The 23,384-nt window shown below is 70.0% G+C and carries 26 protein-coding genes and 1 pseudogene; 18 read left to right on the forward strand and 9 right to left on the reverse strand.

All coding sequences use genetic code 11. The features are described 5' to 3' along the window. Window positions 1–4: 4 nt before the first annotated feature. The 3 genes from ACQEV8_RS18475 to ACQEV8_RS18485 are packed head-to-tail and all read left to right on the forward strand — an operon-like array spanning window position 5 to window position 2,191. Window positions 5–436 (forward strand): tautomerase family protein, encoded by a 432-nt coding sequence (locus ACQEV8_RS18475; RefSeq protein ID WP_432961505.1) that lies wholly within the window; start codon window positions 5–7, stop codon window positions 434–436. Further along, window positions 429–1,436 carry a zinc-dependent alcohol dehydrogenase gene (locus ACQEV8_RS18480; protein WP_432961507.1) on the forward strand — a complete coding sequence of 336 codons (1,008 nt, stop codon included), beginning with the start codon at window positions 429–431 and terminating at the stop codon, window positions 1,434–1,436. The genes ACQEV8_RS18475 and ACQEV8_RS18480 overlap by 8 nt, the downstream gene beginning before the upstream one ends. A gap of 50 nt (window positions 1,437–1,486) precedes the next feature. Continuing rightward, window positions 1,487–2,191 (forward strand): PaaI family thioesterase, encoded by a 705-nt coding sequence (locus ACQEV8_RS18485; protein ID WP_432961509.1) that lies wholly within the window; start codon window positions 1,487–1,489, stop codon window positions 2,189–2,191. Window positions 2,192–2,808: 617 nt separating this feature from the next. Here the strand turns inward: ACQEV8_RS18485 and ACQEV8_RS18490 are convergent. The 3 genes and pseudogenes from ACQEV8_RS18490 to ACQEV8_RS18500 all read right to left on the reverse strand — a co-directional run bounded on the left by ACQEV8_RS18490 (window position 2,809) and on the right by ACQEV8_RS18500 (window position 5,564). Further along, a complete protein-coding gene (locus ACQEV8_RS18490) occupies window positions 2,809–2,937 on the reverse strand; it encodes a hypothetical protein (RefSeq protein WP_432961551.1) in 129 nt (42 codons plus the stop codon). Window positions 2,938–3,043: 106 nt separating this feature from the next. Then, window positions 3,044–4,332: pseudogene (locus ACQEV8_RS18495) on the reverse strand (MFS transporter). Window positions 4,333–4,622: 290 nt separating this feature from the next. Further along, complete coding sequence (locus ACQEV8_RS18500) at window positions 4,623–5,564, reverse strand: LysR family transcriptional regulator (protein WP_432961576.1); 942 nt, start codon at window positions 5,562–5,564, stop codon at window positions 4,623–4,625. A 130-nt stretch (window positions 5,565–5,694) separates the two neighbouring features. Between ACQEV8_RS18500 and ACQEV8_RS18505 the strand changes: the two genes are divergently transcribed. The 10 genes from ACQEV8_RS18505 (at window position 5,695) to ACQEV8_RS18550 (ending at window position 15,910) form a co-directional block, all read left to right on the forward strand. Further along, on the forward strand, window positions 5,695–6,693 hold the full coding sequence (locus ACQEV8_RS18505; RefSeq protein WP_432961584.1) for a fumarylacetoacetate hydrolase family protein: 999 nt from the start codon (window positions 5,695–5,697) through the stop codon (window positions 6,691–6,693). Then, complete coding sequence (locus tag ACQEV8_RS18510) at window positions 6,690–7,661, forward strand: cyclase family protein (protein WP_432961585.1); 972 nt, start codon at window positions 6,690–6,692, stop codon at window positions 7,659–7,661. Before ACQEV8_RS18505 ends, ACQEV8_RS18510 begins: the two co-directional genes overlap by 4 nt. 23 nt (window positions 7,662–7,684) lie before the next feature. Next, on the forward strand, window positions 7,685–8,806 hold the full coding sequence (locus tag ACQEV8_RS18515) for an FAD-dependent oxidoreductase (protein ID WP_432961586.1): 1,122 nt from the start codon (window positions 7,685–7,687) through the stop codon (window positions 8,804–8,806). Beyond that, on the forward strand, window positions 8,803–9,879 hold the full coding sequence (locus tag ACQEV8_RS18520; RefSeq protein ID WP_432961588.1) for an amidohydrolase family protein: 1,077 nt from the start codon (window positions 8,803–8,805) through the stop codon (window positions 9,877–9,879). Before ACQEV8_RS18515 ends, ACQEV8_RS18520 begins: the two co-directional genes overlap by 4 nt. Before the next feature lie 22 nt (window positions 9,880–9,901). Next, window positions 9,902–10,840, forward strand: coding sequence for a VOC family protein (locus ACQEV8_RS18525; RefSeq protein WP_432961590.1), 939 nt, complete (start codon window positions 9,902–9,904; stop codon window positions 10,838–10,840). 105 nt (window positions 10,841–10,945) lie between these two features. Further along, window positions 10,946–11,917: a fumarylacetoacetate hydrolase family protein gene (locus ACQEV8_RS18530; protein WP_432961591.1), complete on the forward strand. Its 972-nt coding sequence runs from the start codon at window positions 10,946–10,948 to the stop codon at window positions 11,915–11,917. Further along, the gene (locus tag ACQEV8_RS18535; protein ID WP_432961593.1) at window positions 11,914–12,657 is read left to right on the forward strand and encodes an SDR family NAD(P)-dependent oxidoreductase; all 744 of its coding nucleotides are present in this window, start codon (window positions 11,914–11,916) and stop codon (window positions 12,655–12,657) included. Before ACQEV8_RS18530 ends, ACQEV8_RS18535 begins: the two co-directional genes overlap by 4 nt. A gap of 25 nt (window positions 12,658–12,682) precedes the next feature. Continuing rightward, on the forward strand, window positions 12,683–13,438 hold the full coding sequence (locus tag ACQEV8_RS18540; protein ID WP_432961595.1) for a CoA transferase subunit A: 756 nt from the start codon (window positions 12,683–12,685) through the stop codon (window positions 13,436–13,438). Continuing rightward, window positions 13,435–14,109, forward strand: coding sequence for a CoA transferase subunit B (locus tag ACQEV8_RS18545; RefSeq protein WP_432961597.1), 675 nt, complete (start codon window positions 13,435–13,437; stop codon window positions 14,107–14,109). Before ACQEV8_RS18540 ends, ACQEV8_RS18545 begins: the two co-directional genes overlap by 4 nt. A gap of 853 nt (window positions 14,110–14,962) precedes the next feature. Beyond that, the gene (locus ACQEV8_RS18550; protein ID WP_432961599.1) at window positions 14,963–15,910 is read left to right on the forward strand and encodes a hypothetical protein; all 948 of its coding nucleotides are present in this window, start codon (window positions 14,963–14,965) and stop codon (window positions 15,908–15,910) included. Window positions 15,911–16,277: 367 nt separating this feature from the next. Here the strand turns inward: ACQEV8_RS18550 and ACQEV8_RS18555 are convergent, their stop codons facing one another. From ACQEV8_RS18555 to ACQEV8_RS18580, 6 genes are all read right to left on the reverse strand, one after another. Further along, window positions 16,278–16,622: a hypothetical protein gene (locus tag ACQEV8_RS18555; protein WP_432961601.1), complete on the reverse strand. Its 345-nt coding sequence runs from the start codon at window positions 16,620–16,622 to the stop codon at window positions 16,278–16,280. Then, window positions 16,562–17,404, reverse strand: a complete 843-nt coding sequence (locus ACQEV8_RS18560) for a hypothetical protein (RefSeq protein WP_432961603.1) — start codon at window positions 17,402–17,404, stop codon at window positions 16,562–16,564. Before ACQEV8_RS18560 ends, ACQEV8_RS18555 begins: the two co-directional genes overlap by 61 nt. Continuing rightward, window positions 17,401–18,351 carry an ATP-grasp ribosomal peptide maturase gene (tgmB, locus tag ACQEV8_RS18565; protein WP_432961605.1) on the reverse strand — a complete coding sequence of 317 codons (951 nt, stop codon included), beginning with the start codon at window positions 18,349–18,351 and terminating at the stop codon, window positions 17,401–17,403. Before tgmB ends, ACQEV8_RS18560 begins: the two co-directional genes overlap by 4 nt. Next, window positions 18,348–18,659 (reverse strand): putative ATP-grasp-modified RiPP, encoded by a 312-nt coding sequence (gene tgmA / locus ACQEV8_RS18570; protein ID WP_432961607.1) that lies wholly within the window; start codon window positions 18,657–18,659, stop codon window positions 18,348–18,350. Before tgmA ends, tgmB begins: the two co-directional genes overlap by 4 nt. Window positions 18,660–18,750: 91 nt before the next feature. Further along, window positions 18,751–18,939: a hypothetical protein gene (locus ACQEV8_RS18575; protein ID WP_432961609.1), complete on the reverse strand. Its 189-nt coding sequence runs from the start codon at window positions 18,937–18,939 to the stop codon at window positions 18,751–18,753. Then, complete coding sequence (locus ACQEV8_RS18580) at window positions 18,936–19,517, reverse strand: hypothetical protein (protein WP_432961610.1); 582 nt, start codon at window positions 19,515–19,517, stop codon at window positions 18,936–18,938. Before ACQEV8_RS18580 ends, ACQEV8_RS18575 begins: the two co-directional genes overlap by 4 nt. A gap of 107 nt (window positions 19,518–19,624) precedes the next feature. Here ACQEV8_RS18580 and ACQEV8_RS18585 point away from each other — a divergent pair, with 107 nt between their 5' ends. The 5 genes from ACQEV8_RS18585 to ACQEV8_RS18605 all read left to right on the forward strand — a co-directional run bounded on the left by ACQEV8_RS18585 (window position 19,625) and on the right by ACQEV8_RS18605 (window position 23,210). Continuing rightward, the gene (locus ACQEV8_RS18585; RefSeq protein ID WP_432961611.1) at window positions 19,625–20,791 is read left to right on the forward strand and encodes a helix-turn-helix domain-containing protein; all 1,167 of its coding nucleotides are present in this window, start codon (window positions 19,625–19,627) and stop codon (window positions 20,789–20,791) included. After that, the gene (locus ACQEV8_RS18590; RefSeq protein WP_432961613.1) at window positions 20,788–21,330 is read left to right on the forward strand and encodes a flavoprotein; all 543 of its coding nucleotides are present in this window, start codon (window positions 20,788–20,790) and stop codon (window positions 21,328–21,330) included. Before ACQEV8_RS18585 ends, ACQEV8_RS18590 begins: the two co-directional genes overlap by 4 nt. A 129-nt stretch (window positions 21,331–21,459) precedes the next feature. After that, on the forward strand, window positions 21,460–21,798 hold the full coding sequence (locus ACQEV8_RS18595; protein WP_432972788.1) for a glycoside hydrolase family 6 protein: 339 nt from the start codon (window positions 21,460–21,462) through the stop codon (window positions 21,796–21,798). A gap of 368 nt (window positions 21,799–22,166) precedes the next feature. Next, window positions 22,167–22,793 (forward strand): hypothetical protein, encoded by a 627-nt coding sequence (locus ACQEV8_RS18600; protein ID WP_432961615.1) that lies wholly within the window; start codon window positions 22,167–22,169, stop codon window positions 22,791–22,793. Between the two features lie 27 nt (window positions 22,794–22,820). Then, a complete protein-coding gene (locus tag ACQEV8_RS18605) occupies window positions 22,821–23,210 on the forward strand; it encodes a hypothetical protein (RefSeq protein ID WP_432961617.1) in 390 nt (129 codons plus the stop codon). The last annotated feature ends 174 nt before the right edge of the window (window positions 23,211–23,384 follow it).

Consider the following 23,384-nt stretch of genomic DNA (forward strand, 5'->3'; position numbering starts at 1 on the left):
GCCCATGCCGATGATCCGGCTCACGGCCCCGGTCGGCGCCCTGACCGAACAAGGCCGCCAGAGCATCCAGCGCGACCTCGCCGCAGTCTTGCTGCGCTGGGAGGGCGCACCCGACACGGCGTTCTTCCGCGCCCAGGCGTGGAGCTACCTCACCGAACTGCCGGAACGTGCCCAGGTCACCGCCGAGGACGACGCGCCGCGCTTCCTGGTGGAGGTCACCGTCCCGCAAGGTGCCCTGTCCGAGCGCCGCAAGGCGGGCCTGGTCGAGGAGGCGACGAAGACCGTCCTGGCCGCGGCCGGCCTCGCCTCTGACGACGCCCTGCGTGTGTGGGTCCTGATGCACGAACAGCCCGACGGCACCTGGGGCGCGGGCGGCTCCGTCATCCGCTACACCGACCTGGTGGCACTGGCGAAGGGACAGCGCACCGATGCGTGAACTGACCTATGTCGCGAAGCGCACCGTCGAGTGGCGCGAGGCACCCGACCCGAAACTCCAGTCCGACCAAGAGGCGATCGTCGCCCCGGTGGCCGCCACCTCCTGCGACGTGGACTCCTCCATCCTGGCCGGTCACGGTTTCATCGATCCGCCCTTCGCCCTGGGCCACGAGTGCGTCGCCCGGGTCGTCGAGACCGGCGACGCCGTCACCGCCGTAGTCCCCGGTGACCTGGTCGTCGTCCCCTGGTCCATCAATTGCGGCACCTGCGAGCGCTGCCGGGCCGGGCTGACCGCGCACTGCACCGCCGTGCCCTACATGGCGATGTACGGCGCACCGATCGGCGGCAGTTGGGGCGGACTCTTCTCCGACCTGGTCCGCGTGCCCTACGCCGACGCCATGCTCGTCCCGCTACCGGCCGGCATCGACCCGGTCGCCATGGCCTCCGCCAGTGACAACTGGTCCCTGGCCTGGCGTCTGGTCGCCCCCCACCTCAAGGCCCGCCCCGGAGCACGCGTCCTGGTCGTCGCCCGCGGCAGCATCGGTCTGTACGTGTGCGACATCGCCCGCGCACTCGGCGCCTCCGAAGTGCTCTACGTCGACCCCGACCCCGAACACCGCACCCTGGCCCGCGCCTTCGGGGCCGCCACCGCTGAAGCCCTGGACCCGATCCCCCAGGGCTACGACATCGCCGTCGAGGCCACCGGCCGCGTCGACCAGCTCGGCCTGACCGTCAAGTCCCTGAGTCCGGAGGGGATCTGCGAATCGGCGGGCAACCACTTCCGCCCCGGCGAGCTGCCCCTGCTCGACATGTACCTCAACGGCGTCACCCTGCGCATCGCCCGCGACAACGTCCGCGCCCACATCCCCGACGCCCTCGAACTCGCCGCCTCTGGCAAGGTCGCCCCCGAGAAGGTCGTTTCCCAGGTCATCGACTGGGAGGACCTGCCGACCGCGCTGCCGGAGAAGTACCTGAAGCCGGTCTTCGTCCGGGCAAAATGACTGACCCCACCCATCCCGCACCCCATCAGCCCACCGCACCAAGAAACCCGATGCACACTTCCCTCACCGACCCGCCGCCCACCGGCATGGCCACCGACCCCACGCGAGCGACAGACGAGGTAGAGGAACTGGAACACCAGAAGGCGGCCATCACCCGCCTCGGCCACGAACTGCGCGCCCTGGTGGAAGCCACCGTCCGCACCGCCGCCTCCCCGGACACCCTCCACCGCGTGGCGGACGGCGTCCGTCACGTCACCGGCCAGTTGACGGGGCGCCGGCGCTCGCGGGCGGAGATCCCCGAGGTGGACGAGTTTCCCTCGGGCGCACGCATGTACAGCCCTGTCACCGGGGTCGGCAGCCCACTGGCCCCGCCCGTGCGGGTGACGCCCACCGCCGACGGCCTGGTGGGTCACTGCACGCTCGGCATCGCCCACGAAGGCCCGCCCGGCTACGGCCACGGCGGCATGAGCGCCATGCTCCTGGACGAACTCATGGGCCGTGCCTGCGCAGCAGCCGGGATGCCGGGCCTGACCGTCTCCCTCCAGATGCGCTACCACCGCCCGGCCCCACTGGAAACACCCCTGCGGATCCTCGTCCGCGTCACCGGCACGGACGGCCGCAAGATCTTCGTGAACGGGTCGATCACCACTCAGGCGGACCCTGACGCGAACCTCGTCACGGCCGACGGGGTCTTCATCGCTCCCGACCCCCACCGGGCTCGCACCCTGTTCCCGGGGCTGCAAGCCGAACGGTGACCAGCCGGGCATACGGCGCATCCCTCGACCACGTTTCGGCACGAGTCCACCCCGCAGAAGCACTTGCATGAGCAGCCGATCCCCCGTCTGAAGCTGCCGGAAGAACGGATTCAGCACACATGAGGCCGGGAACCCGTGAACACGTGAGAACTACGGAGGGGTGTTTTCCCAGGCCAGACACCCCACGGCCGACGTTTCCACAGGTCACAGCCCCACCCATGGAAAACTCCTAAAGCGGAAGTCGCAGGTTCGAATCATGCCGGGGGCACAACGCCTTACCGCTCTGACCTGGGGTTTCTTCCCCAGGGAGGGCTCCTCTCGGCCTCGGACTCCTCGTCCGGGGCCGTTTCCGTGAGCGATGCGGCTATGACACCTCACGCCCGCTCCACATGCACCCAGTGGATGGAAACGACTGCGGGTTCAAGCGAGCCTGCCGCAAGCTGGGCATCGTGCAGTCGATGGGCAGAGTCGAATTGCCAGGCTCCCTTGCGGGACCTCCGGCAGCCCCTTCGGCCGCATCTCACCCGCATCACCCCACGTCCGTACGACAGCACAACAGCCGCACGGACGAGCATTCCGCGCCCATCGTCACCCCGCACGGAATTTGGGCAGCCGAGTCAGCGTCGCATCCGAAGAGGGTTCGCGGCGGCCAGGGAGCCGTACACGTGTTGGAGGTAGTGCAGGAACGCCTGGTGCGTCATGCCCGGCTTGCGGCGGATGGCGGCGATCAGGGTCGGCGTCGGCATCTTTCGTTTCTCCGGTGGAACGCGTGGCGATCGGCATCGCCGGGATATCCGCGATGCCGATCTCGACGGGTGTGTGGCTTCCGTGCTGGATCGGCGCCGTGGCAGGTCAGCCCGCCGTCTGCTGGATCGGTTCCGGGGTGGCTCCCGTCCGGCGGCGCCGGGCGGCGAGGCCGAGTGCGGCGGTGGCGACGGCCCCGGCGAGGGCGAGTACGCCCAGGGCGTTCGCCAGGGTGCCGACGGCGGAGGCGAGCGCGAGGACCACGAGCGGGCAGACGAACTGGCCGAGGAAGAAGGAGCCCGTCCACAGGCCGGTGCCGCGGCCGCGGTCGGCGTAGTGGAGCTTGGACATGGCGAGGGTGAGCAGGCTCGGCAGCATGATGCCGCTGCCGAGGCAGTTGATCACCGCGCCGGCGGTCAGTACGACGGGGTTGGGGGCGAGCCAGATCACCGCGAAGCCGAGGGCGGACAGGCCGAAGGCGGTGGGCAGCCAGGCTTGCGGCTGGCGGTCGGCCTTGGCGAAGGCGACGGCGCCGATCACGACCGCGGCACTGGAGCCGGCTGTGGCCAGTCCGATCACGCCGGGGTTGCTGACGCCCATGTCGTTCAAAAGGAATGCCATCTCCACCTGGACGGTGTAGAAGAGGATGGCGCCGAAGAGGGTCAGCGCGCAGGTGCCGGCCAGCGGACGCCAGGGGAAGGGCCGCTTGGCCATCGGTTCCGCGGCGGTGGGGGAGGGCTCGTTGGCGCGGTCGGCCGATCGGGGCCGCGGCAGGAAGGCGGCCATGGCAGGGGCGAGCAGCAGGCTCACGGCGTAGGCCCAGAACGGTGCGCGCCAGCCGGCCGATCCGGCCGCGCCGCCCAGCACGAAGAAGGCCGTCGCTGAGATCGAGGCGCACATCGTCTGCATCGCGAGATAGCGGTCGCGTTGCCGGCCGGAGTAGTAGTCGCCGATCAACGTGGTGCAGCAGGTCATGATGGCGGCTTCGGCGACACCGACGAGGGCTCGGCTGGCGACGATGGCGCCGAGGGAGTCCAGCCACAGGGGGCGGTGCCGAGGATCGCGTACAGCACGGTCGAGACGACGAGCAGGCGTTTGCGGCCGAGCCGGTCGACGAGGACGCCGGCGAAAGGGGCCAGCAGCGCCAGGGAGAGGGCGGGGATGGTCAAGGCCATGGGGACGAGCGCGTCGGCGCCCGGCACGTCGGCGAAGTGGTCCTGCATCTGGGGCAGGACGGGGGCGATGAGCACGGCGCCCAGGATGGGCAGACAGGCACCGGCCATCAGCAGCGTGAGGCGAAGCCGGTGGCCAGGGCCGGACACGACGGTCTGCTCGGGCGGGGCGTCCGCGACAGCTGCGGGAGGCGGGGAAGGGAGCGGGGGCACGGATGCAGGCATGCGGGAACTCCACGTGGCGGGTCGGGAGGGGAGGGGGCGGTGCGGCCGTCGTGGTTGGGCCGTCCCGTAACCCGTGGCAGGTTCGGAGCGGGGTGCCGATGACTGCCGGGCGTCGCGGCGGGTCGGCTCGCCGGGCGCCTGTGCGGTCCCGGCAGCGGGGGATGGTGTGGCTCCGGCGCCGGGTGGAGACGACTATGGGCCAACGGGCAGGTCCTGCCTAGCCCTCATCCGATCGATATCGAAGATGTGGATCATCCGGGCCTTGGATGCCTGGCGCCTGCAGGAGCCCGCTATCTCGGTGCGACCTTGGCGATACGGCCGGGCTCGGAAGCGGCCAGCTCCGTTCCCACGCGGGCCGCGGTCTCGCGCAGCCAGATGTGGGCCGCGTCGTGGGTGTGCACCGGGTGCCACCACAGTGCCTCCTGGAGAGGGACCGCCCCGTAGGGCGGTTCCATGAGGCGTACGGCGGCCACGCCACGCAGCTGCTCGGCCAGGCGCTGCTGCACCAGGGCGATCCGGCGGGTGCCGGCGATCAGGAAGGGCAGCGCCTGGAAGCTGTCGACGAAGATCTCCACGCGGGGATCGACGCCGAGCATGCTCAGCTGCCGGGCGGCCGGGGCGTCGTAGGCGCGCTGGTAGGCGACCCAGGGCAGCCGTGCCAGATCGTCCATGGTCAGCTGGTCGCCGACCTCGTCGTTGGCCTCGGCGACCAGGAAGGCCCAGCGGTCGGTGAACAGCTCGACGGCGGGGAAGCCGCTGATGATGCCGCGCGGCATCAGAAGCCCGTCAGCCGTGCTGAGCAGCGGTGCCGTGTCCTCCGTGACGTCGAGGGGCGCCCGCTGGAAGCGCAGCCGTACCCCCGGGGCCTCGGCGTGCACGGTCCGGGCGAGTTCGGCGCCGAACGCGACGACGGCGTAGTCGGAGGCGAGCAGGGTGAACTCGTGCTCCTCGCTGCCCGGGGCGAAGTCGGCCCTGCTGCTGAAGACTCGTTCCAGCAGGTCGCAGGCGGTCGAGGTACGGTCCAGCAGGGCGCGGCCGAGGGCGGTCAGTTCGTACTGTTTGCCGACGCGCGAGAGCAGGTCGTCGTCGAAGTGGCGGCGCAGGCGGGCCAGGGCCGCGCTCATCGCCGGCTGACTGAGCCCGACGCGCTGCCCGGCGCGGGTGACGTTGCGTTCCTCCAGCAGGGCCCGCAGGGACAGGACGAGATTGAGATCGAGGCCGGAGAGGGACACGACGCCTCCAGAGCGAGGCCGCTTGGGGCGGCAACATTTACACCACAGATGATCAACATCTAAAGAATCTATTTCCCAGATTACGCGGTGGGGGTCACATTGGTCCCACCGCAATCTGGAGGACATTCCCGTGAAACCCGCAGCCGCTTCCGCGTCCTTCTCCGGACCCTTCGCCCTTGGCGTTCTCTCCGCCCCGGACCAGGCGTCTTTCCCCGGTCTTGTGATCCCCGGGGGGCGCGTGCTGGATCTTCGCACGGCCCTCGGAGATCCGGCCCTGACGATCCGGGGGATCCTCGATCGCTGGGACGAGATGCTCCCTCGCCTGCACGAGCTCGCGGCCGACGAGACGGCCGACTGGCGACCGCTGGAGCACCTGCGGGCGCACGCGCCGGTCGAGCCCCGCCAGGTCTTCCAGTCCGGCGCCAACTACCGGCAGCACGTGATCGACCTGGCGGTCGCCCACCGCGCCCCCGACGACCCTCGCACCGTGGAGGAGGCACGCGCGGAGGTCGCCGCGGTCATGGACCAGCGGGCGGCCGAGGACCTGCCGTACGTGTTCACCGGTCTGCCGAGCGCGATCACCGGCCCCTTCGACGACGTCGTACTTCCGGACTGGGCCGAACAGCCGGACTGGGAGCTGGAGTTGGCAGCAGTCATCGCCAGGCCCGCCCACCGGGTGACGGTCGAGGAGGCCCTGGAGTACGTGGCCGGCTACACCATCGCCAACGACCTCACCGACCGCGCCACCGTCTTCCGCCCGGACATGAAGGCCATCGGCACCGACTGGCTGCGCTGCAAGAACGCTCCGGGTTTCACCCCGCTCGGCCCGTGGATCGTGCCCGCCGAGTCGATCGCCGACCCGGGTGACCTGCGGGTCACGCTGAAGCTCAACGGCGAGACGATGCAGGACGAGTCCACCGAGGACATGCTCTTCGGCATCGCGCGGCTGGTGTCGTACATCTCCCAGACCTCCCGGCTGCTGCCCGGCGACCTGGTGCTCACCGGCAGCCCGGCCGGCAACGGCATGCACTGGGGACGGCTGTTGCGCGACGGCGACGTCATGGAGGGCTCCATCACCGGGCTGGGCGTGCAGCGCACCCGCTGCGTCGCCGAGGGGACCGCGTCGTGACGGCCCTGCTCGACCCCGCGGACGCCGAGGGCGCGATCGCCGAGGCCGCCAAGCGGTGCTCCAACTGGGGGCGTTGGGGCGAGGACGACGTCCTCGGCACGCTGAACTTCCTCGACGAGGCCAAGCGCCGCGAGGGCGCGGCACTGGTCCGCCGGGGCGTCAGCTTCTCGCTGTCGCAGCGGTTCGACATGAACGGCCCGCAGAAGGGCTGGCGCCGCCGCACCAACCCCGTCCACACCATGCTGGACACGGGCACGGACGCGGCGCTGGGCAACCAGGGCTTCCCGCACGGCATCGGCGGCGCCGACGACGTGATCGCGATGCCCCTGCAGTGCTCCACCCAGTGGGACGGGCTCGGGCACATCTTCGACCACGGCAAGGCGTGGAACGGGCGGGCGGCCGAGAAGGTCGTCACCTCCGACGGCGATCTGGTCACCGGCATCGAGCACATGGCGCCGTACGTCGCCGGGCGCGGAGTCCTCCTCGATGTCGGCCGCGTGATCGGCGACGGACGCGGAGAACTGCCGGACGGGTTCGCGATCACCGAGGAACACCTGACCGCGACGGCCGAGGCGCACGGCGTGGCCGTCGGCCGCGGGGACATCGTCGTCGTCCGGACCGGGCGGCTGACGCGCGCCCGCCGCGAGGGATGGGGCGAGTACGCGGGCGGAGACTCTCCCGGTCTGTCCTTCACCACCGCCGGCTGGCTGCACGCGAGCGAGATCGCCGCGATCGCCACCGACACCTGGGGCTTCGAGGTGCGGCCGAACGAGTTCGACGGCGCCTTCCAGCCGCTGCACCAGGTCGTCATCCCCAACATGGGCCTGCTGATCGGCGAGATGTGGGATCCCGACGCCCTCGCGGACGACTGCGCCCGCGACGGCCTGTACGCGTTCTGGCTCACCGCCGCACCCCTGCCCATCACCGGAGCCGTCGGCTCCCCCGTCAATCCCGTCGCCGTCAAGTGACCTTCCCAACAAAGGAGTTGACCATGGAAGGAAAGAGAGTCCTGGTCATCGGAGGGGGCACCTCCGGCAACGTCATGACCGTGCTGCTGCGGCGGGCGGGCATCAACGTCGACCTCGTCGAGGTCAAGGACGACTGGAACGTACGTGGCTCCGGCATCACCCTTCAGGGCAACGCCCTGCGCGTACTGCGCGAGGCCGGCGTCTGGGACGAGGTCCGCGCACACGGCCACGGCTGCGACTCCCTGGGGCTGACGACGCCTGACGGCACCGTGCTCCACGTCAGCGAAACCGTCCGCACCGGCGAAGACGACCTCCCCGCCACCATGGGCATGCAGCGCCCGGTGCTCCAACGCATCCTTGTCGACGCCGTCCGGGCATCCGGCGCGAACGTCCGGCTCGGCACCACCGCCGAGATCCTCACCCAGGACGACACGTCAGCGACCGTCCGCCTCAGTGACGGCACCGAGGGCCGCTACGACCTCGTCGTGGCCGCCGACGGCCTGCACTCCACGACCCGCGCCGCCATCGGTATCGACGCCAAACCCGAGCCGACCGGCATGGCCATCTGGCGTGTCCCGGCGCCCCGCCCGACCGGCGTGGAGCACAGCCACCTCTCCCACGGCGGGCCCTGCTACATCGCCGGCTACACGCCCACCAGCGAGGACACGATCTACGCCTACCTGGTGGAACCCAGCCGCGACCGTGCCACGATCCCACCCGAGACCTACGCGGAGGAGATGCGCCGCCTCTCTGAGGGCTACGGCGGCGCCTGGGACGAGATCCGTGAATCGATCACCGACCCGGCGCAGGTGAACTACACCTGGTTCGAACGGATGCTGGTCGAGGGGTCCTGGCACCGGGGCCGGGTCGTCCTCGTCGGCGACGCCGCGCACTGCTGCCCGCCCACGTTGGCTCAGGGCGCGGCGATGGCCCTGGAGGACGCCTGGGTGCTGTCCCAGCTGCTGACCAGCGGTTCCGCGTGGGACGAGGACCTGCTCAGGCGCTACTACGAGCGGCGAATCGATCGGGTCCGGTTGGTCGTCGAAGCGTCCGTGCAGATCGGGCAGTGGCAACTCGACGGCGTACGCGGTGACGTGCCCGGGCTGATGGACGCCACCATGACCGCGCTCAAGGAGCTGCCGTGACGTCCCTCCCTCCCTCCGATCCCGCTGGGAGGCACCCCCAGCCCGACCGCCGTCCCTCGTCGAGCGGTGACGCGCGCTGTTCCCCGACCGTCGACGTACACGCGCACGTCCTGATCCCCGAGGTCGAGGCCCTGGTGGCCGGCCTGCCGGGCCTGGCGGAGGCCAAGGCCCTCGACGCCCGCCGCAACGGGCCCGCGGCCCAGGCCGTCAGCGGCCCCATGGTCGCCGAGCGCATCCCGCGGCTGACGGACGTGGCCGTACGACTGGCCGCGATGGACGCGCAGGGTGTGGACGTCCAGCTGGTCAGCCCGTCGCCCTCGCACTATCACTACTGGGCGGACGAGGAGACGGCGGAGAAGGTGTACCGCGTGGCCAACGAGGCCACGGCCGCGCACTGCGCCCAGGCGCCCGGCCGACTGCACGGTCTGGGCCTCGCCCCCCTGCAGCACCCGGAGCAGGCCGTGCGCGCGCTCGAACTCGCCATGGGTATGGGCCTGTTGGGCGTCGAGATCTCTTCACACGCGCCCGGCCGGGAGCTGTCCGACCCCGCGTACGAACCCTTCTGGACCCGGGCCGAGGAGACGGGCGCGATCCTCTTCCTGCACCCCTTCGGCTGCACGCTCGACGAGCGTCTCGACCAGTGGTACCTGTCCAACACCGTCGGCCAGCCCACCGAGAACGCCGTCGCCCTCTCGCACTTGATCTTCTCCGGGGTGCTGGACCGGCACCCGGAACTGAAGCTGATCGCCGCGCACGGGGGCGGCTACCTGCCCACCCACATCGGCCGCTCCGACCACGCCTGGTCGGCCCGCTCCGACGCGGGCGCGGGCTGCGCCCACCTCCCCAGCAGCTACCTCAAACGCCTGTACTTCGACTCCCTGGTCCACGACCCGCAGGTACTGCGGGCACTGATCGGCGCGGTCGGCGCCGACCGGGTGCTGCTCGGCTCCGACTTCCCCTTCGACATGGGCACCGAGGACCCGGTCGACGCGCTGCGCGCCGCACGCCTGCCCGACGACGACTTCCACGCAGTGCGCGGTGGCAACGCGACAACGCTGCTGCGCCTCACCTGACCCCCGCACAGGAGAACCCGCCATGAGCGCACGCCTGCTCACCCATCTGCGGCACGTCGACCTCGCCGTGCCCGACTACGACAAGCAGCTCGACTTCTACGCCGGTGTCTGGGGCCTGACCAAGGTCGCCGAGGACTCCGGGATCTCCTTCCTCGCCGCCGAGGGCAGCCCCGAGCAGTACGTGGTACGGCTGCGCAAGGCCGACGAGAAGCGTCTCGATCTCGTCTCGTACGGCGCCGCGAGCGCGGCGGACGTGGACACCCTCGCCGAACAACTCCTCGCGGGAGGCGTGCAGTTGATCTCCCAGCCGGGCAAGATCGACACACCCGGTGGCGGGTACGGCTTCCGCTTCTTCGACGTCGACGGCCGCACCATCGAAGTGTCCGCCGATGTGGACGTACGGCAGCACCGCAAGATCGAGGAGAAGGAGTCGATCCCGGTCAAGCTGTCGCACGTCGTGCTGAACTCGCCGGACCTCGACAGGACCCGTGAGTGGTACGAGACCCACCTCGGCTTCCGCCACTCCGACACGCTCAGCTCGCCGTACGTCGGTGACGTCATGCACTTCATGCGGATCTCCAGCCAGCACCACTCCATGGCCATCGCCAAGGGCCCGCACACCTCCCTGCACCACGTGTCCTTCGAGATGCGTGGCCTGGACGAGTACATGCGCGGCTCCGGCCGCGTGCTGCGGGCCGGGTTCAAGAAGGTCTGGGGCCCGGGCCGGCACCTGGCGGGCGACAACACCTTCACGTACTTCCTGGACCCGCACGGCAACACCGTCGAGTACACGACGGAGTTGGAGCTGCTGGACGAGGACACCTGGCACCCCCATGTCTATGACCTCTCCGAGCCCGAGGTCGCCGACCAGTGGGGCACCGCCAACCCCATGAACGAACTGGTCGCCAAGGAGTCCTTCAACGACGTCGACCGCGGCTGTTTCGTCGCCCCGCCGGTCTGACCCCCTCGAACCCCGGGGACGCGGTGGCCCTGTCACCGCCCTGACGCCCTTGCCGCGTCCCCGGTTCCCACCGCTGTCGAAGACCGCCGGAGCCTGGAGCCATGCATGCGTTTCGCCACCTATGAACACCGACACCAGCGCCGGGTCGCCGTCGTCGAGGAGGACGGCACCCTCCACCCTGTTCCCGGCGCGCGCTCGCTCACGGAGCTGATCAGCTCCGGCGACGGACTCGACGCGCTCCTGCGCGCCGGCGCCGCCACGCTCGACGTCCCGCCGGGCCCTCATGTCTCCGAGGTGCGGCTGCTGCCACCGCTTCAGCCGCCCACCGTGCGGGACTTCGTCACCTTCGAGGAACACGTCGAAGGGGTACGGCGGTCCGTGAACGGCGTCGACGGGGTGCCCGAAGCCTGGTACGACGCCCCGACGTTCTACTTCACCAACCCGTACGCCGTCATCGGCGCCCACGACGACGTCCCAGTGCCGCCGGGCAGCGAAGTCCTCGACTTCGAGCTGGAGGTCGCCGCCGTCATCGGCCGGGAGGGGCGGGACCTGACGCCAGAACAGGCACGGGACCACATCATCGGCTACACGGTCTTCAACGACTGGTCGGCCCGCGACCTGCAGTACCGCGAGATGCAGGTCAGCCTCGGCCCGTGCAAGGGCAAGGACACGGCCGCCACCCTCGGCCCGTACCTGGTCACCGCCGACGAGCTGGAGCCGTACCGCGACACCGACGGCCTTCTGCGCCTGGCGCTGACCGCCTCGGTGAACGGCGCGGTCGTCGGCAAGGACCTGCTGTCCAACATGAGCTGGACCTTCGAGGAGATGGTCGCCTACGCCTCGCGGGGCACCGTCGTCCGCCCCGGCGACGTGCTCGGCTCCGGCACCTGCGGCAACGGCGGCTGCCTCGCCGAGCTGTGGGGCGTCCGGGGCGAGCAGTCCCCGCCCCCACTGAAGCCGGGAGACATCGTCACCCTCACCGTGGAGGGCATCGGCACCGTCTCCAACACCGTGGTCGCGGGCAGGAATCCGGAGCCACTGCCGACCGCCCGCCGCCGCAGCCGGGAGCGGCCGTGAACGACCTGCGCCCCAAGAGGCTCCTCGGCAAGGTGGTCGTCGTCACCGGCGCCGCGCGCGGCCAGGGCGCCGCCGAGGCCGAGGCTCTGACCCGCGAGGGCGCCCGCGTCATCGCCACCGACGTGACCGAGGCCCCCGGCTGCCGCCGCCTCGACATCACCGACGAGGAGCACTGGGCGGAGCTGGCCGCCGAACTGAGGGAGTCGTACGGCCAGGTGCACGGCCTGGTCAACAACGCGGGCATCACCTGGCGCGCCCGCCTGGACGATGTGACCCCCGACGACTTCGCCCGTGTCCACGCCGTCAACGTCACCGGCCCGCTCCTTGCCATCCAGCACCTGACGCCGCTGATGCCGCCCGGCTCGTCCATCGTCAACGTCGGTTCCACCGCCGCTCTCACCGCCCACTACCCGGTCGCCTACACGACCAGCAAATGGGCGCTGCGCGGCCTGTCGAGGACCGCGGCCACGGAGCTCGGCTCGCGCGGCATCCGGGTCAACACGATCCACCCCGGCTTCATCGAGACCGAGATGACCACCTCCGCCGCGCCCGCCTTCCGCGAGGCGAACATCTGCGAGACACCTCTCGGCCGCACCGGCACGGTGGACGAGGTCGCCCCGCTCGTGGTCTTCCTCCTGTCCGACGAGTCGTCCTTCATCACCGGCGCCGAGATCCCGGTCGACGGCGGACTCACCGCGCACGGCGGCGTCAAGTCCATCTCGGACGCCGTAGGCACCTAGCAGGAGCAGAAAGGCCCTCTCACCCATGGACAAGGTCTGTTCGAGCGCCACGGAGGCGGTCGCCGACATCCCCGACGGCGCGTCACTCGGCGTCGGCGGGTTCGGCCTCAGCGGCATCCCCGAGGTGCTCATCCAAGCCCTCCACACGCAGGGCGCCACCGGCCTGGAGGTCGTGTCGAACAACTGCGGCGTGGACGGCCGCGGGCTGGGCGTGCTGCTCGCCGCCGGCCGGATCGCCCGCGTGACGGGCAGTTACGTGGGCGAGAACAAGGAGTTCGCCCGCCAGTACCTGTCGGGCGAGCTGGAGGTGGAGCTGGTGCCGCAGGGCACACTGGCCGAACGGCTGCGCGCCGGCGGCGCGGGTATCCCCGCGTTCTACACCCCGGCCGGTGTGGGCACCCAGGTCGCGAACGGCGGTCTGCCGTGGAGGCACGCGGCGGACGGCTCGGTCGCCGTGGCCTCCCCGCCCAAGGAGACCCGCGACTTCCACGGCCGACCACACGTCCTGGAGCACGCCATCACCACCGACTTCGCCCTCGTCCGGGCCTGGCGGGGGGACCGGCACGGCAATCTGGTCTTCCGCCGCGCCGCGGCCAACTTCAACCCGCTCGCGGCGATGGCCGGCCGGATCACGATCGCCGAGGTCGAAGAGCTCGTGGAACCGGGCGAGCTGAGCCCGGACGCCGTCCACGTCCCCGGCGTCTTCGTCCAGCGGATCGTGGAGCTCACCCCCGCTCAGGCCGCTGACAAACAGATCGAGAAGAGGACGGTACGAGCATGAGCACGACGATGGACACGCACCGGGGCTGGACCCGCGACCAGATGGCCGCCCGCGCCGCCGCCGAACTCACCGACGGCTCCTACGTCAACCTCGGCATCGGCCTGCCCACCCTCATCCCCGGCTACCTCCCACCCGGCGTGCATGTGGTGCTGCACTCGGAGAACGGCATCCTCGGCACCGGCCCGTATCCGAGGGAGGACGAGGTCGACCCGGATCTCATCAACGCGGGCAAGGAGACCGTCACCGTCCTGCCCGGCGCGTCCTTCTTCGACTCGGCCCTGTCCTTCGGCATGATCCGCGGCGGTCACATCGACACGGCGGTGCTGGGCGCCATGCAGGTGTCGGCACGCGGTGACCTGGCCAACTGGATGATCCCCGGAAAGATGGTCAAGGGCATGGGCGGGGCGATGGACCTGGTCCACGGCGCCCGCCGGGTCATCGTCCTGATGGAGCACACCGCCAAGGACGGCAGCCCGAAGATTTTGACCGAGTGCACCCTGCCGCTCACCGGCGAACGGTGCGTCCACCGCATCATCACCGACCTCGGCGTCCTCGACATCACACCCGACGGCCTCGCCATCGTCGAGACCGCACCCGGCATCCCCCTCGACGAGATCACCGCGAAGACGGCCGCGCCCCTGCGGACCGACGCCGTCACCGCTGCCTGCTGAACGCGGTCGTCGACGACCCCGCTCGCAGGTTCGGGCAGCGGCACGTCACTACTGCCCGAACGCAGCCAAGCCCGGTAGGTCCTCCAGCCCGGGGCCCTTCCCCGGGCAGTCGGGTTAGTGCGAGGCGCAGGACCGCCTGGGCGGCGGGAGAGGTCGGGGCCGGGTGCACGCCGAGGCCAGAGAGGGTCTCGTCGACCCGTTCAGCAAGCGCGCCCCGCGACGAACCCGCCCAGCTCGCCGACGACGCTATTGCCGACAGCGTGCTCGTCCGCCTTCGCCCTCCCCCGTGGCGCGCCAAGATACGCCCCTCGGTCGCAGGTGAGAACCTCCCACACGCGTGAGCGATGCGTGAGCGGACGGCGTGGGACCAGCCGTCACATGCTGGTTCTCCTCCCCGTACCGCATAGCGCTGATCAGGCAGAACAGCGCTACGCGGCACGGCCACGCACCACCCGGCAAAGATCCAATCCCACTCCTAAAGCGGGTGTCGCAGGTTCGAATCCTGCCGGGGGGCACAGTGTCTGACCAGCGCGTTCACCTCCACAGAGTGGGCGCGCTGTTCGTCGTAGCCGTGGCTTTGGCTGTCAGTAGGTTCCACAGCATGGCGAACACCAAGCTCAAGCCCGTTCGGAGAGTCCGCACCCAACAGATCCGGCTGCCAGGCCGGCGTGGCCTTCTTGCTCGACCGCCGGCTCGGTGTTTCCGCTTGATCGTTACGCCGCGTCCTGTGCGGGATGCCGGACGGCCTTCTTCACGTCCGTCTCGACTCAGACCCGGTCCGCGCAACGCGAGCGGCCGATGCCTCGTCTGGCAGGGAGAACAGCCAGGAACCACCCCCTGAACGGAGTGCTCGGTGCTCATAGGACTCCTGACCGCCGTTGCGGCCTCGATTTGTTACGGCACGGGCTCCGTCCTCCAGGCCGTCGGCTCCCGCAAGTCGGCCCGCCGCGAGGCGGCCGCCGCCGGGCACACCACCGGGCAGGTCACCGCGTATGGCGGCCCCAGCCTCTCCTCCACCGCCCAGGCCGCGATGACCTGGGAGTTCGTCGTCGGCACAGTCCTGGACTTCGTCGGCTTCGGGCTCGGCGCGCTCGCCGCCCGTCTGCTGCCGCTGTTCCTCTCCCAGACGGTCATCAGTGCCAACCTCATCATCACGGCCGTCCTGAGCGTCAAGCTGCTCGGCATCCTGCTGACCCGGGCGGAGCGGGCCTCGATCGCAGTCGTCTGCTCGGCGCTGGTGCTGCTCGCGAGCGCGGCGGGCCCTGAGGGCAGCGGGCACACGCCGATCACCACCCACTGGTGGCTCCTCACGATCTCACTGCTGCTGATGGCGGGCGGCACGGTCCTGGTCCGGCTGCTCGGCGCCCGGGCCGCGATCCTGGCCGGTCTGCTCTCCGGTCTCGGCTTCGGCGCGCTCGGCGTGGGAGTGCGAGTGCTGAACGGGATCGATCCGTTCGACCTGGGCACGCTGCTCACCGACCCGGCCCTGTACGCCATTCTCGTCGCCGGAATCGGCGGCATGTACCTGCACACCGTCGCGCTGCAGATCGGCTCGGTGAACGGGGCGACGGCGGCGCTGGTGGTCGGCGAGACCGTGCTGCCCGGCATGATCGGCGTCTGGTGGCTGGGGGACGCCTCACGCCCCGGCTTCGCCTGGCTGGCGGTGACCGGCTTCGTCCTGGCGGTCTCGGGCGCGGTCGCGGTGGCCTGGTTCGGCGCGCCGGAGAACGCCGGGAAGGACATCCCGGCCCCGACCGACACCCCCACCCAGAACCCGGCGCTTGCCGAAAACCGAGCCTAGTAGCGTGCGGTTCTCCCGTATAGAACGCGATCTTCTACCAGAACCGGACGGGCTGTCAGTGGCCCTGTCTGCACGACCAGTCGATGCCCACAGGGCGGTGCCGCGCAGAACGGATTCAGCACATATAAGGACGGGAAGTCCCGTGAACACGCGAGAACCACGGAGGGGTGTTTTCCCAGGCCAGACACCCCGCAGCCGACATCTCCGCAGGTCACAGCCTCATCCAGGGAAAACTCCTAAAGCGGGTGTCGCAGGTTCGAATCCTGCCGGGGGCACCAGCCAAAAGGCCCCGGACCGATCTTGGTCCGGGGCCTTTGACACGCACTTCTGACTTCAACGGGGCGGGCGAGAGCTCCGCTCCCTTCGGCTACCAGCGAATCGTCTGGCCCTCCGGGGTAACGGTGACGGTGAACTCCTCCAGCTCCGGTGCACCGGCGGTGCGCCAGCGGCCGAGCTGTTCTTCCACGCGGTCCCACAGCGCCTCCGGCCCGCCCTGCCGGACCAGCCACCGGCCGCCGTCCTCGTACACCGCGGCCCACGAACCGGAGCCGACGTCAACCATGACGTTCTCAGTGCGCCCGTCCCGCTGCATCGTCAGCCGTTGGGCGCCCGGCACGGCGAGCTGCGTGACGAAGCGTGCGCTCCAGTTGTTCAGCACGTCGGCCCCGGTGACGGTCTCGCGTTCCTTGCCGTCGTCGAGGTCGGGGAGCATGCCGAGCGGGGGCGGCAGCTGCGGCCGGGCGAGCATGAAGGAGATCTGCCCCCGAGCAGTCTGCCGTGGGCCACCCCGTCGTCGTCGGCAGTGAGCCGGGCCAACTCCGAGGCATACAGCCACCCGCACAGGGTGGCCAGGATGACTCCGCCCGGTGCGGTCTGCTCGATCCAGGTGTGCGGCACCTCCAGCACCCCGCAGGTGGCGACCAGCCGGTCGTACGGGGCCCCGTCCTTGTGCCCGGCGAGGCCGTCACCGACAACCAACTCGGGGAAGTAGCCGCAGGAACCCAGGGCAGCACTCGCCCTGCTGGATACCTCCGCGTCCACCTCCACCGACGTCACCCACTCGTCTCCGAGTCGGTGGCACAGCAGCCCGGTCGAGTATCCGGTGCCGGTGCCGATCTCCAGCACCCGGTTGCCGTTGTCGACCTGGAGCTCCTCCAGCATCCGCAGGACCAGGCTCGGCATGGTGCTGGACGATGTGGGGGTGCGCAGGATCTCACCGCGGATGTCGTCCGGCACGACGGTCCCGGCGATCTGAGTGACCAGAGACTCATCCGCATAGCAGCGCTCCAGCCAGCCGGCGGTGTCGGGCAGGACCGGGCGCCAGGCGGTCGGTGCGGAGCCTTCGACCTGATCGAAGAAACCGCCGCGCAGGAACTCATGGCGGGGCACGGTTTCGACAGCCGCGCGCCATGGCAGGGTGCGCAGGAAGCCGCCGTCGGCGAGTCGGCCGGCCAGCGCACGGCGATGGGCTGCGGAGTCCATGACGGTCGTCAACGCATCTTCCTTTCCAGCAGGTCGGCCATGGCCGCGACCATCGGCAAGCCGGTCTCCGGTTCCAGCCAGTACCACTGCCCGGACGGGTTGCACTCCAGGAACCACCATCGCCCCTCGCCGTCGATGGCGAAGTCGAAAGCGCCGAAGACGAGGCCGAAGCGGGCCAGGTATGCGGGCAGGGCGTCGACGATGCCGGGCGGCGGGCTGACCACGGAGTAGCGCAGACGGCTGTAGTCGGTGCGCCAGTCCAACAGGTCCGAGTCGATGCGGACAGGGAACACCCGGTCCCCGATGACGGTCACGCGTACGTCCGCGGTCTTCTCGATCCGCTGTTGGAACAGGTGCGCGGTGCCGGAGACGGCCTCATCGATGTCATCGGCCACCACCTCGGCGACCTCCACGGTGCAGGAAGCCCCGTCGATGCGGTACAGCGGCGCCGACAGAGGCTTGTAGATCACGGATGCGTGCTGCTTGATGAACGACCGCGCAACATCCGGGTCCGAGGTGATGACCGTCGGCGGGAGATGGAACCCCGCAGCCGCAGCGGCGGCCAGGCCGGACGGTTTGAACTCGGCGTCCCCAATGCGGTGCGGGTGGTTGACGTACAGGCAGGCAGGAAGCGACGCGAGGACTCCCCCCAGACCGTAGCGGGCCTGAGCGACCGCGAACCGGGCATCCTGCTCGTCCAGGTGCGGGAAGTTGAAGCCGGAAGGCCGGCGGTAGTACAGGGACCGGACCTGTGTCAGGCCGGCGGTCCGTGACGGCGTGGACAGCGTTCCTTCCACGCCGTTCGAGGTGATCGTGGCCGTGACCGACAGGGCGTGGGGGAAGTCCCCCGAGTCGAACCGCACGACCGGGACACCCCGGTCGTGCAGCTCACTGATCACCACACCGGCCGTGGGGTCGTCCAGATTGGTGACGACCAGCACCGGACCGAGATCGCTCACTGGTCGGTGTCGTTCCCGGTGTCCTGGTCACCGCCGCCGCTGCCACCGCCGCCGGAGCCGTCTGACGGGTTACCGGTGTTGGTCGCCGGGTTCGTGCCACTGCTGGTGCCGTGCTTCCCCATCTCCAGCACATGGCCGTCGGCGTCGAAGTAGCGAGCCGTCTGGGTGGTTCGGTCGAGCTCGACGCGGGCGTAGCCCGACGTCATCGCCGGATACGGAGCCATGCGCCGCACGCCCCAAGGGGACGGCGTGGCGGCGCCGGACGGCAGAGGCGTCCCGGTCGGGAGCCGGTCGGAGTGAGCAAACAAGAGTTCTTCCTCTCTTCTTCGGTTGCTTGACGAGCCCGCCCCGGCGCTCGACCTGTCCAGGGTTGGGGCCGGGGGCGGGAGTCTCCTTGGGTCAGGCGCCGCGGCGCGCGTCCCGGCATTCCCTGCTCAGCCGTACGGCTTCCGGGCACGTCAGCCGAAGGTTCGCGCCCTGGTCGTCAGCGGCCGTGCACGTCGGGCACGTCATGCAGTGGTCCGCCAGGCGCTCGAACGCGGCGGCCCAGGGGGCGTCGACGGACGACGGATACTCGCGGCCGCTCATGCCTCCGGCTCCGCGGGCATGCAGTGCCGTCCGGCAGCGATCACGCGGGCGACCTCGACGGGCGAGCACAGCGTCGAGGGCGAGTCCAAAGGCGCCGACCAGTAGGTGGCCCGGGGACGCGTCCATTGCACGGCGTCCACCCTCGGCACGCCGAGGTAGCTGCCGCGGCCCAGGCAGTCCACGTCCATGACCCGCCAGTCGTCGAGGGCCTGGTGCCAGGTTCTGGGCATGCTCGCGGGGACCAGGGCGTAGTACCGGCGGAAGTACGGATCGCAGATGACCGGGCCGCCGTCGAGGGTCTCGCGCAGGAACTGGTCCAGCTCGGGGTCTTCGGTGATGCCGGTGAGGGCGACGAGGAGGCGGCCGGGGATCCGCACAGCGGAGAACAGGGTGCCCAGCGGCAGCAGCGTCACCTGGTGCTGGTCCCATTCCAGCCGGGCGCGGTCACGGCTCGGTGCCGGAAGTGTTGCCAACAGCCAGTGCTCCGAGGCCAACCGCCGGTCAGCGGTGGAGTGAATGAGCACGCCGGGCGCAGCCTCGATCGGCCGAAAGGCCAGATGGCTGTGATCGCTGTTCATGCTCGCGCCTCCCCAGTCGCATGTGGTCCACCTCACACATGGGACCGTAGGGCGCGGTACAACAGAGGCGGGCACGCAAAGTGCGTGCCTTGTACGGGGGCGCTGGGATGGACACTTCAGGCATCGGCCGGCGCATCGCCTACTGGCGAGCCGAGCGCGGCTACACCCAGTCGGACTTCGGCCACCTCATGGGCCAGACGAAACGCTGGGTGCAGGACATCGAAGGCGGCAAGCGCCAACAAGACCCGCGGCTTTCGGTACTGGTTCGCGCGGCCGAGATCCTCCGCGTCCCCCTGGAGCAGCTCTTGACCGACACTGCGCCCCAGCAGCCCGCAGACAGCGCCCCTCCCGCTGAGGCCCTCCGCGTCATCGACGCCCTGTACGGCCCCGACCGCGACGACGACGTGCCCCCGCGGGATGTTCTGCAACGTCGCCTCGACTACTGCTGCGTGGCTTTCCAGGCCTGCCACTACGCTGCGCTCTCCCGGGACTTGCCCGCACTGATCGGGGATGCCGGGCGGGCGGTGCACGCGGCGCCCGTCGGCGAGCAGGGTGAGGCGCACGCGCTGCTCTCCCGCGTGTACCAGCTCGTCACCTCGTACCTGCACAAGTACGGTGCGGCGACGGCGATCCCGGCCGCGCTCGCCGCTGACCGGGCGCTGGTCGCCGCCGAGCGGTCCGGTGACCCGGTGCAGATGGGCGCGGCGGCCCGGCGGGTCGCGAAGAGCCTCGTCTACCAACAGCGTCCGGCCGCAGCAGTCGACGGGGCGCTCGGCCTGTCCACCCTCGGAATGCTGTACCTGTCCGCCGCGCTCGCCGAGTCCTCCCAGGAGCGGACCCCCGGGCGCGTGGCGGCGGCGGGCGGGTACGTGGCCGAGGCCGGGGACGTGGCCGCGCGGCAGGGCGCCGACCTGGACGAGGACTACACCCAGTTCGGGCCGACGAACGTCACCTTGCACCGGATGGACGTGCTGCTCCGCTTCGAGGACGGATGGTCCGCGCTCGAAGCCGCAGAAAATGCAAGGCCCGAAGCGCTCGCTGGGATGACCCGGGAGCGGCAGGCCGGACACCGGGTCGCCCTCGCGCGCGCCTCGCTGCTGACCCGACGCAAGGGCGCCGCCGCAGCAGCCCTGCTCCAGGCCGACGAGCTGGCACCCGAGGAGGTGCGCGGACGCCCGGAGACGGTGAACCTCGTCAAGGACGTGGTCCGCGTGCCCCGGGACCCCGGACCGGCCTTGCGCACGCTCGCCGGGCATTGTGGACTGCGGGCATGACCCAAGTGCTCTACCTCATCGCCTGCGCCGCCGGCCCGACCCAGCACATTGACGACGGCGTCCGCGCCGCGCAGGCCGACGGCTGGGACGTGTGCCTCATCCTCACCCCGTCCGCAGCGGCCTGGTGGGAGCCGCGCATGGAGGAACTCGTCGAGCTGACCGGGCACCCTGTTCGGTCGCGGTACAAGCTGCCGTGGGAGAAGGACGCCCTACCGAAGGCCGACGCGATGCTGGTCGCGCCGATGTCGTGCACCACGTTGAACAAGTGGGGGGCCGGCATCTCGGACACCGTCGCCATCGGTATCCCGTCGGAAGCGGTGCACATGAGCGTGCCAGTCGTAGCGATGCCCTACTTCAACCAGGCTCAGGGCGCGCAGCCAGCAGTGGCCCGGTCAATTGCTGTCCTGCGCGAGCAGGGCATTCTGGTCCTCGATGGCCCGGACGGATACCAGTCGCACCCTCCGAAGCGGGGGAACCCGCAGGCGTATCCCTGGGGGAAGGCGCTCGCTGGCGTTCGGCGACAGACCGGCGCTCACTGACCCCGGACACGACGAGATGCCCGCTCCCGCCCGAAGGCGAGAGCGGGCAAAAGCTCGCAGGGGAACTGACGACGGCAGTTCTCAGCGTATGGAAGCCTGCACGGCCTCTGCACTCCATGCCCATACCCGATCCGATGGACGACCACGGCCACTGGCAATCAGCTAGGACCGAAGTGGCAAGCATCTACCGGGACCGGACAAGCGGGCGGCATCGCGCACGTACAAGGCTTCGCGGTCAACATCGCCAACTTCGACGCGGTTGACGTCTGCTGCGCCTACGCCACCGAGATCACCACGGGACTCACCCGTCTCGGCGTTCCCGGAACGGGCGTTGTCATGGATACCTCCCGCAACGGCAATGGCGCGATGGACACCGAGGGGCAGCACGTCGAGTGGTGCAACCCAGCCGGCCGCCGCCTCGGCGTCCCCAGCTCGATCGGGGTCGGCGGCGCCGACCACCTCCTCTGACTCAAGGTTCCCGGAGACCCCAGCGGCTCATGCAGGGTTGGACAGGGGACCCCGGCGGGACGTTCTCACCGTTCCTGACGGAAGGGCTCTTCAACGGATCGCAGAGCCCGGCAGAGCCAGTAGGTCTCCAACCGCAGCCTGCCCGTGCCAAGGGAGCCAAGCGAACTCCCCTGCCCCCTGTCCCCCTTGCTCAGGACTTCCTCAAAACCGTTGCTGGAGAGGCATGTTCACTACAAGGTCTACATGTCGAGCCGATCACTGCGACCGTCTGACCCACGGTTCGCTCATACGGCGTGACACGCATCTGACCAACTGTTGATCAACAACAGCATCAGAAACAGGGGAACGACGACGTGACTACGTCATCCATGGCTGGAACCCGTTCGACCAAAGGGAACAGCCAGTGGAACAAGAGGCTCCGCGATATCGCCGCACTCACCGCAGGGGCTGTGGCGCTGGGGGTGGCGGCGCCGCTGGCGAGTGCCACGGCAACCGAGCGCGAAGCCCCGGCGATGTCGACGGTGAGTGCGGCTGCCGAGGTGGAAACCGGCCTCGAAGCGCTGGAGAACCTGGAGGAAGAGGCGGCCTTCAACGGTCTGGAGGAGGCACTCCAAATCGTCAGCGAGATCCCGGAAGAGGTGCTTGAGCAGGGGCAGGAAGCCACCGAGCAGTGGCTTCAGACGCGCCTCGGGGAGACGGCGGGCGAGGGCCGCGTCCAGCCAATGAAGTTCAACGCCGGCGGCTGCGCCCGGGGAATTCTGCTGGCCGTGGGCTCGAACCTCCTGGCCATCGGGAAGATCTACAAGGTCAAGAAGGCCATCGACAAGCTCGGCGGCATCAAGAAGGTCGTCAAGAAGATCCGGGACAAGAAGAAGCGCGGCAAGAAGAGCTTCAAGAAGGCGATCATGGAGGTCTTCGAGGAGTCCGGAACCGGCATGGGCGCGATCGCGATGGAGATCCTGGGCGTGGACCAGGTCGTCAAGAACTGCTGGTAAGCCAGCTCTGAGGAAAGGAGACGCGCCATGCAGACCGTCGCTACGTCCCTCCAGTGGACCTTCCTCGTCGCCGGGTTCGGCGTGCTGGGCGCGGCCTTGATGAGTTCGGTGCGGATGAAGCTCTCCGGAGCAAGCTTCGGCAAAGTCGTCGAGAACCTCGAGGGCCGGTGGTTCGGAGCGGGGTCGGTGCTGCTCGCGCTGCTCGTCGGAGTGGCGGCGATGACCGGTGTCGGACGCCTGTCCGGTCACGGTGTCGGCCTCGACGAGGCCGCCCTGGTGGTCTTTCCGCTCGCCCTGGTCGCGGCCTTTGCGGTGCGCCGGATGCCCGAGAGGCTCGGAAACACGACCGTGGCCCGCGCATCGGGGCTGGTCATCGCACCCGCGCTGCTGGGCGCGATGTTGTCCGCCGCCGGCTGAACCTGCGCCCCTCCTGGGGATGGCTCACAGGCCGAGTAAACCGCCGCAGGGTAGCCCTCCTGAAGGCGCACCACGCGTCCGCGCAGGAAGGACGAGCCCGGCCTACAACGTGGGCATATATGCGAGAACGGGTCGTCGGGTGCCTTTTCGGAACCCCGGCGGCCCGTTCTGCCA

It is taken from the genome of Streptomyces sp. CA-179760, assembly GCF_050937045.1.
GTDB lineage: Bacteria > Actinomycetota > Actinomycetes > Streptomycetales > Streptomycetaceae > Streptomyces.

Excerpts from the sequence above, each read along its gene's own strand:
- ACQEV8_RS18475 (WP_432961505.1), top strand. The coding sequence starts at position 5 with ATGCCGATGATCCGGCTCACGGCCCCGGTCGGCGCCCTGACCGAACAA.
- ACQEV8_RS18480 (WP_432961507.1), top strand. The coding sequence starts at position 429 with ATGCGTGAACTGACCTATGTCGCGAAGCGCACCGTCGAGTGGCGCGAG.
- ACQEV8_RS18485 (WP_432961509.1), top strand. The coding sequence starts at position 1,487 with ATGCACACTTCCCTCACCGACCCGCCGCCCACCGGCATGGCCACCGAC.
- ACQEV8_RS18490 (WP_432961551.1), bottom strand. The coding sequence starts at position 2,937 with ATGCCGACGCCGACCCTGATCGCCGCCATCCGCCGCAAGCCGGGCATG.
- ACQEV8_RS18515 (WP_432961586.1), top strand. The coding sequence starts at position 7,685 with ATGGAAGGAAAGAGAGTCCTGGTCATCGGAGGGGGCACCTCCGGCAAC.
- ACQEV8_RS18525 (WP_432961590.1), top strand. The coding sequence starts at position 9,902 with ATGAGCGCACGCCTGCTCACCCATCTGCGGCACGTCGACCTCGCCGTG.
- ACQEV8_RS18530 (WP_432961591.1), top strand. The coding sequence starts at position 10,946 with ATGCGTTTCGCCACCTATGAACACCGACACCAGCGCCGGGTCGCCGTC.
- ACQEV8_RS18540 (WP_432961595.1), top strand. The coding sequence starts at position 12,683 with ATGGACAAGGTCTGTTCGAGCGCCACGGAGGCGGTCGCCGACATCCCC.
- ACQEV8_RS18545 (WP_432961597.1), top strand. The coding sequence starts at position 13,435 with ATGAGCACGACGATGGACACGCACCGGGGCTGGACCCGCGACCAGATG.
- ACQEV8_RS18555 (WP_432961601.1), bottom strand. The coding sequence starts at position 16,622 with ATGCTCCCCGACCTCGACGACGGCAAGGAACGCGAGACCGTCACCGGG.
- ACQEV8_RS18575 (WP_432961609.1), bottom strand. The coding sequence starts at position 18,939 with ATGAGCGGCCGCGAGTATCCGTCGTCCGTCGACGCCCCCTGGGCCGCC.
- ACQEV8_RS18580 (WP_432961610.1), bottom strand. The coding sequence starts at position 19,517 with ATGAACAGCGATCACAGCCATCTGGCCTTTCGGCCGATCGAGGCTGCG.
- ACQEV8_RS18585 (WP_432961611.1), top strand. The coding sequence starts at position 19,625 with ATGGACACTTCAGGCATCGGCCGGCGCATCGCCTACTGGCGAGCCGAG.
- ACQEV8_RS18590 (WP_432961613.1), top strand. The coding sequence starts at position 20,788 with ATGACCCAAGTGCTCTACCTCATCGCCTGCGCCGCCGGCCCGACCCAG.
- ACQEV8_RS18600 (WP_432961615.1), top strand. The coding sequence starts at position 22,167 with ATGGCTGGAACCCGTTCGACCAAAGGGAACAGCCAGTGGAACAAGAGG.
- ACQEV8_RS18605 (WP_432961617.1), top strand. The coding sequence starts at position 22,821 with ATGCAGACCGTCGCTACGTCCCTCCAGTGGACCTTCCTCGTCGCCGGG.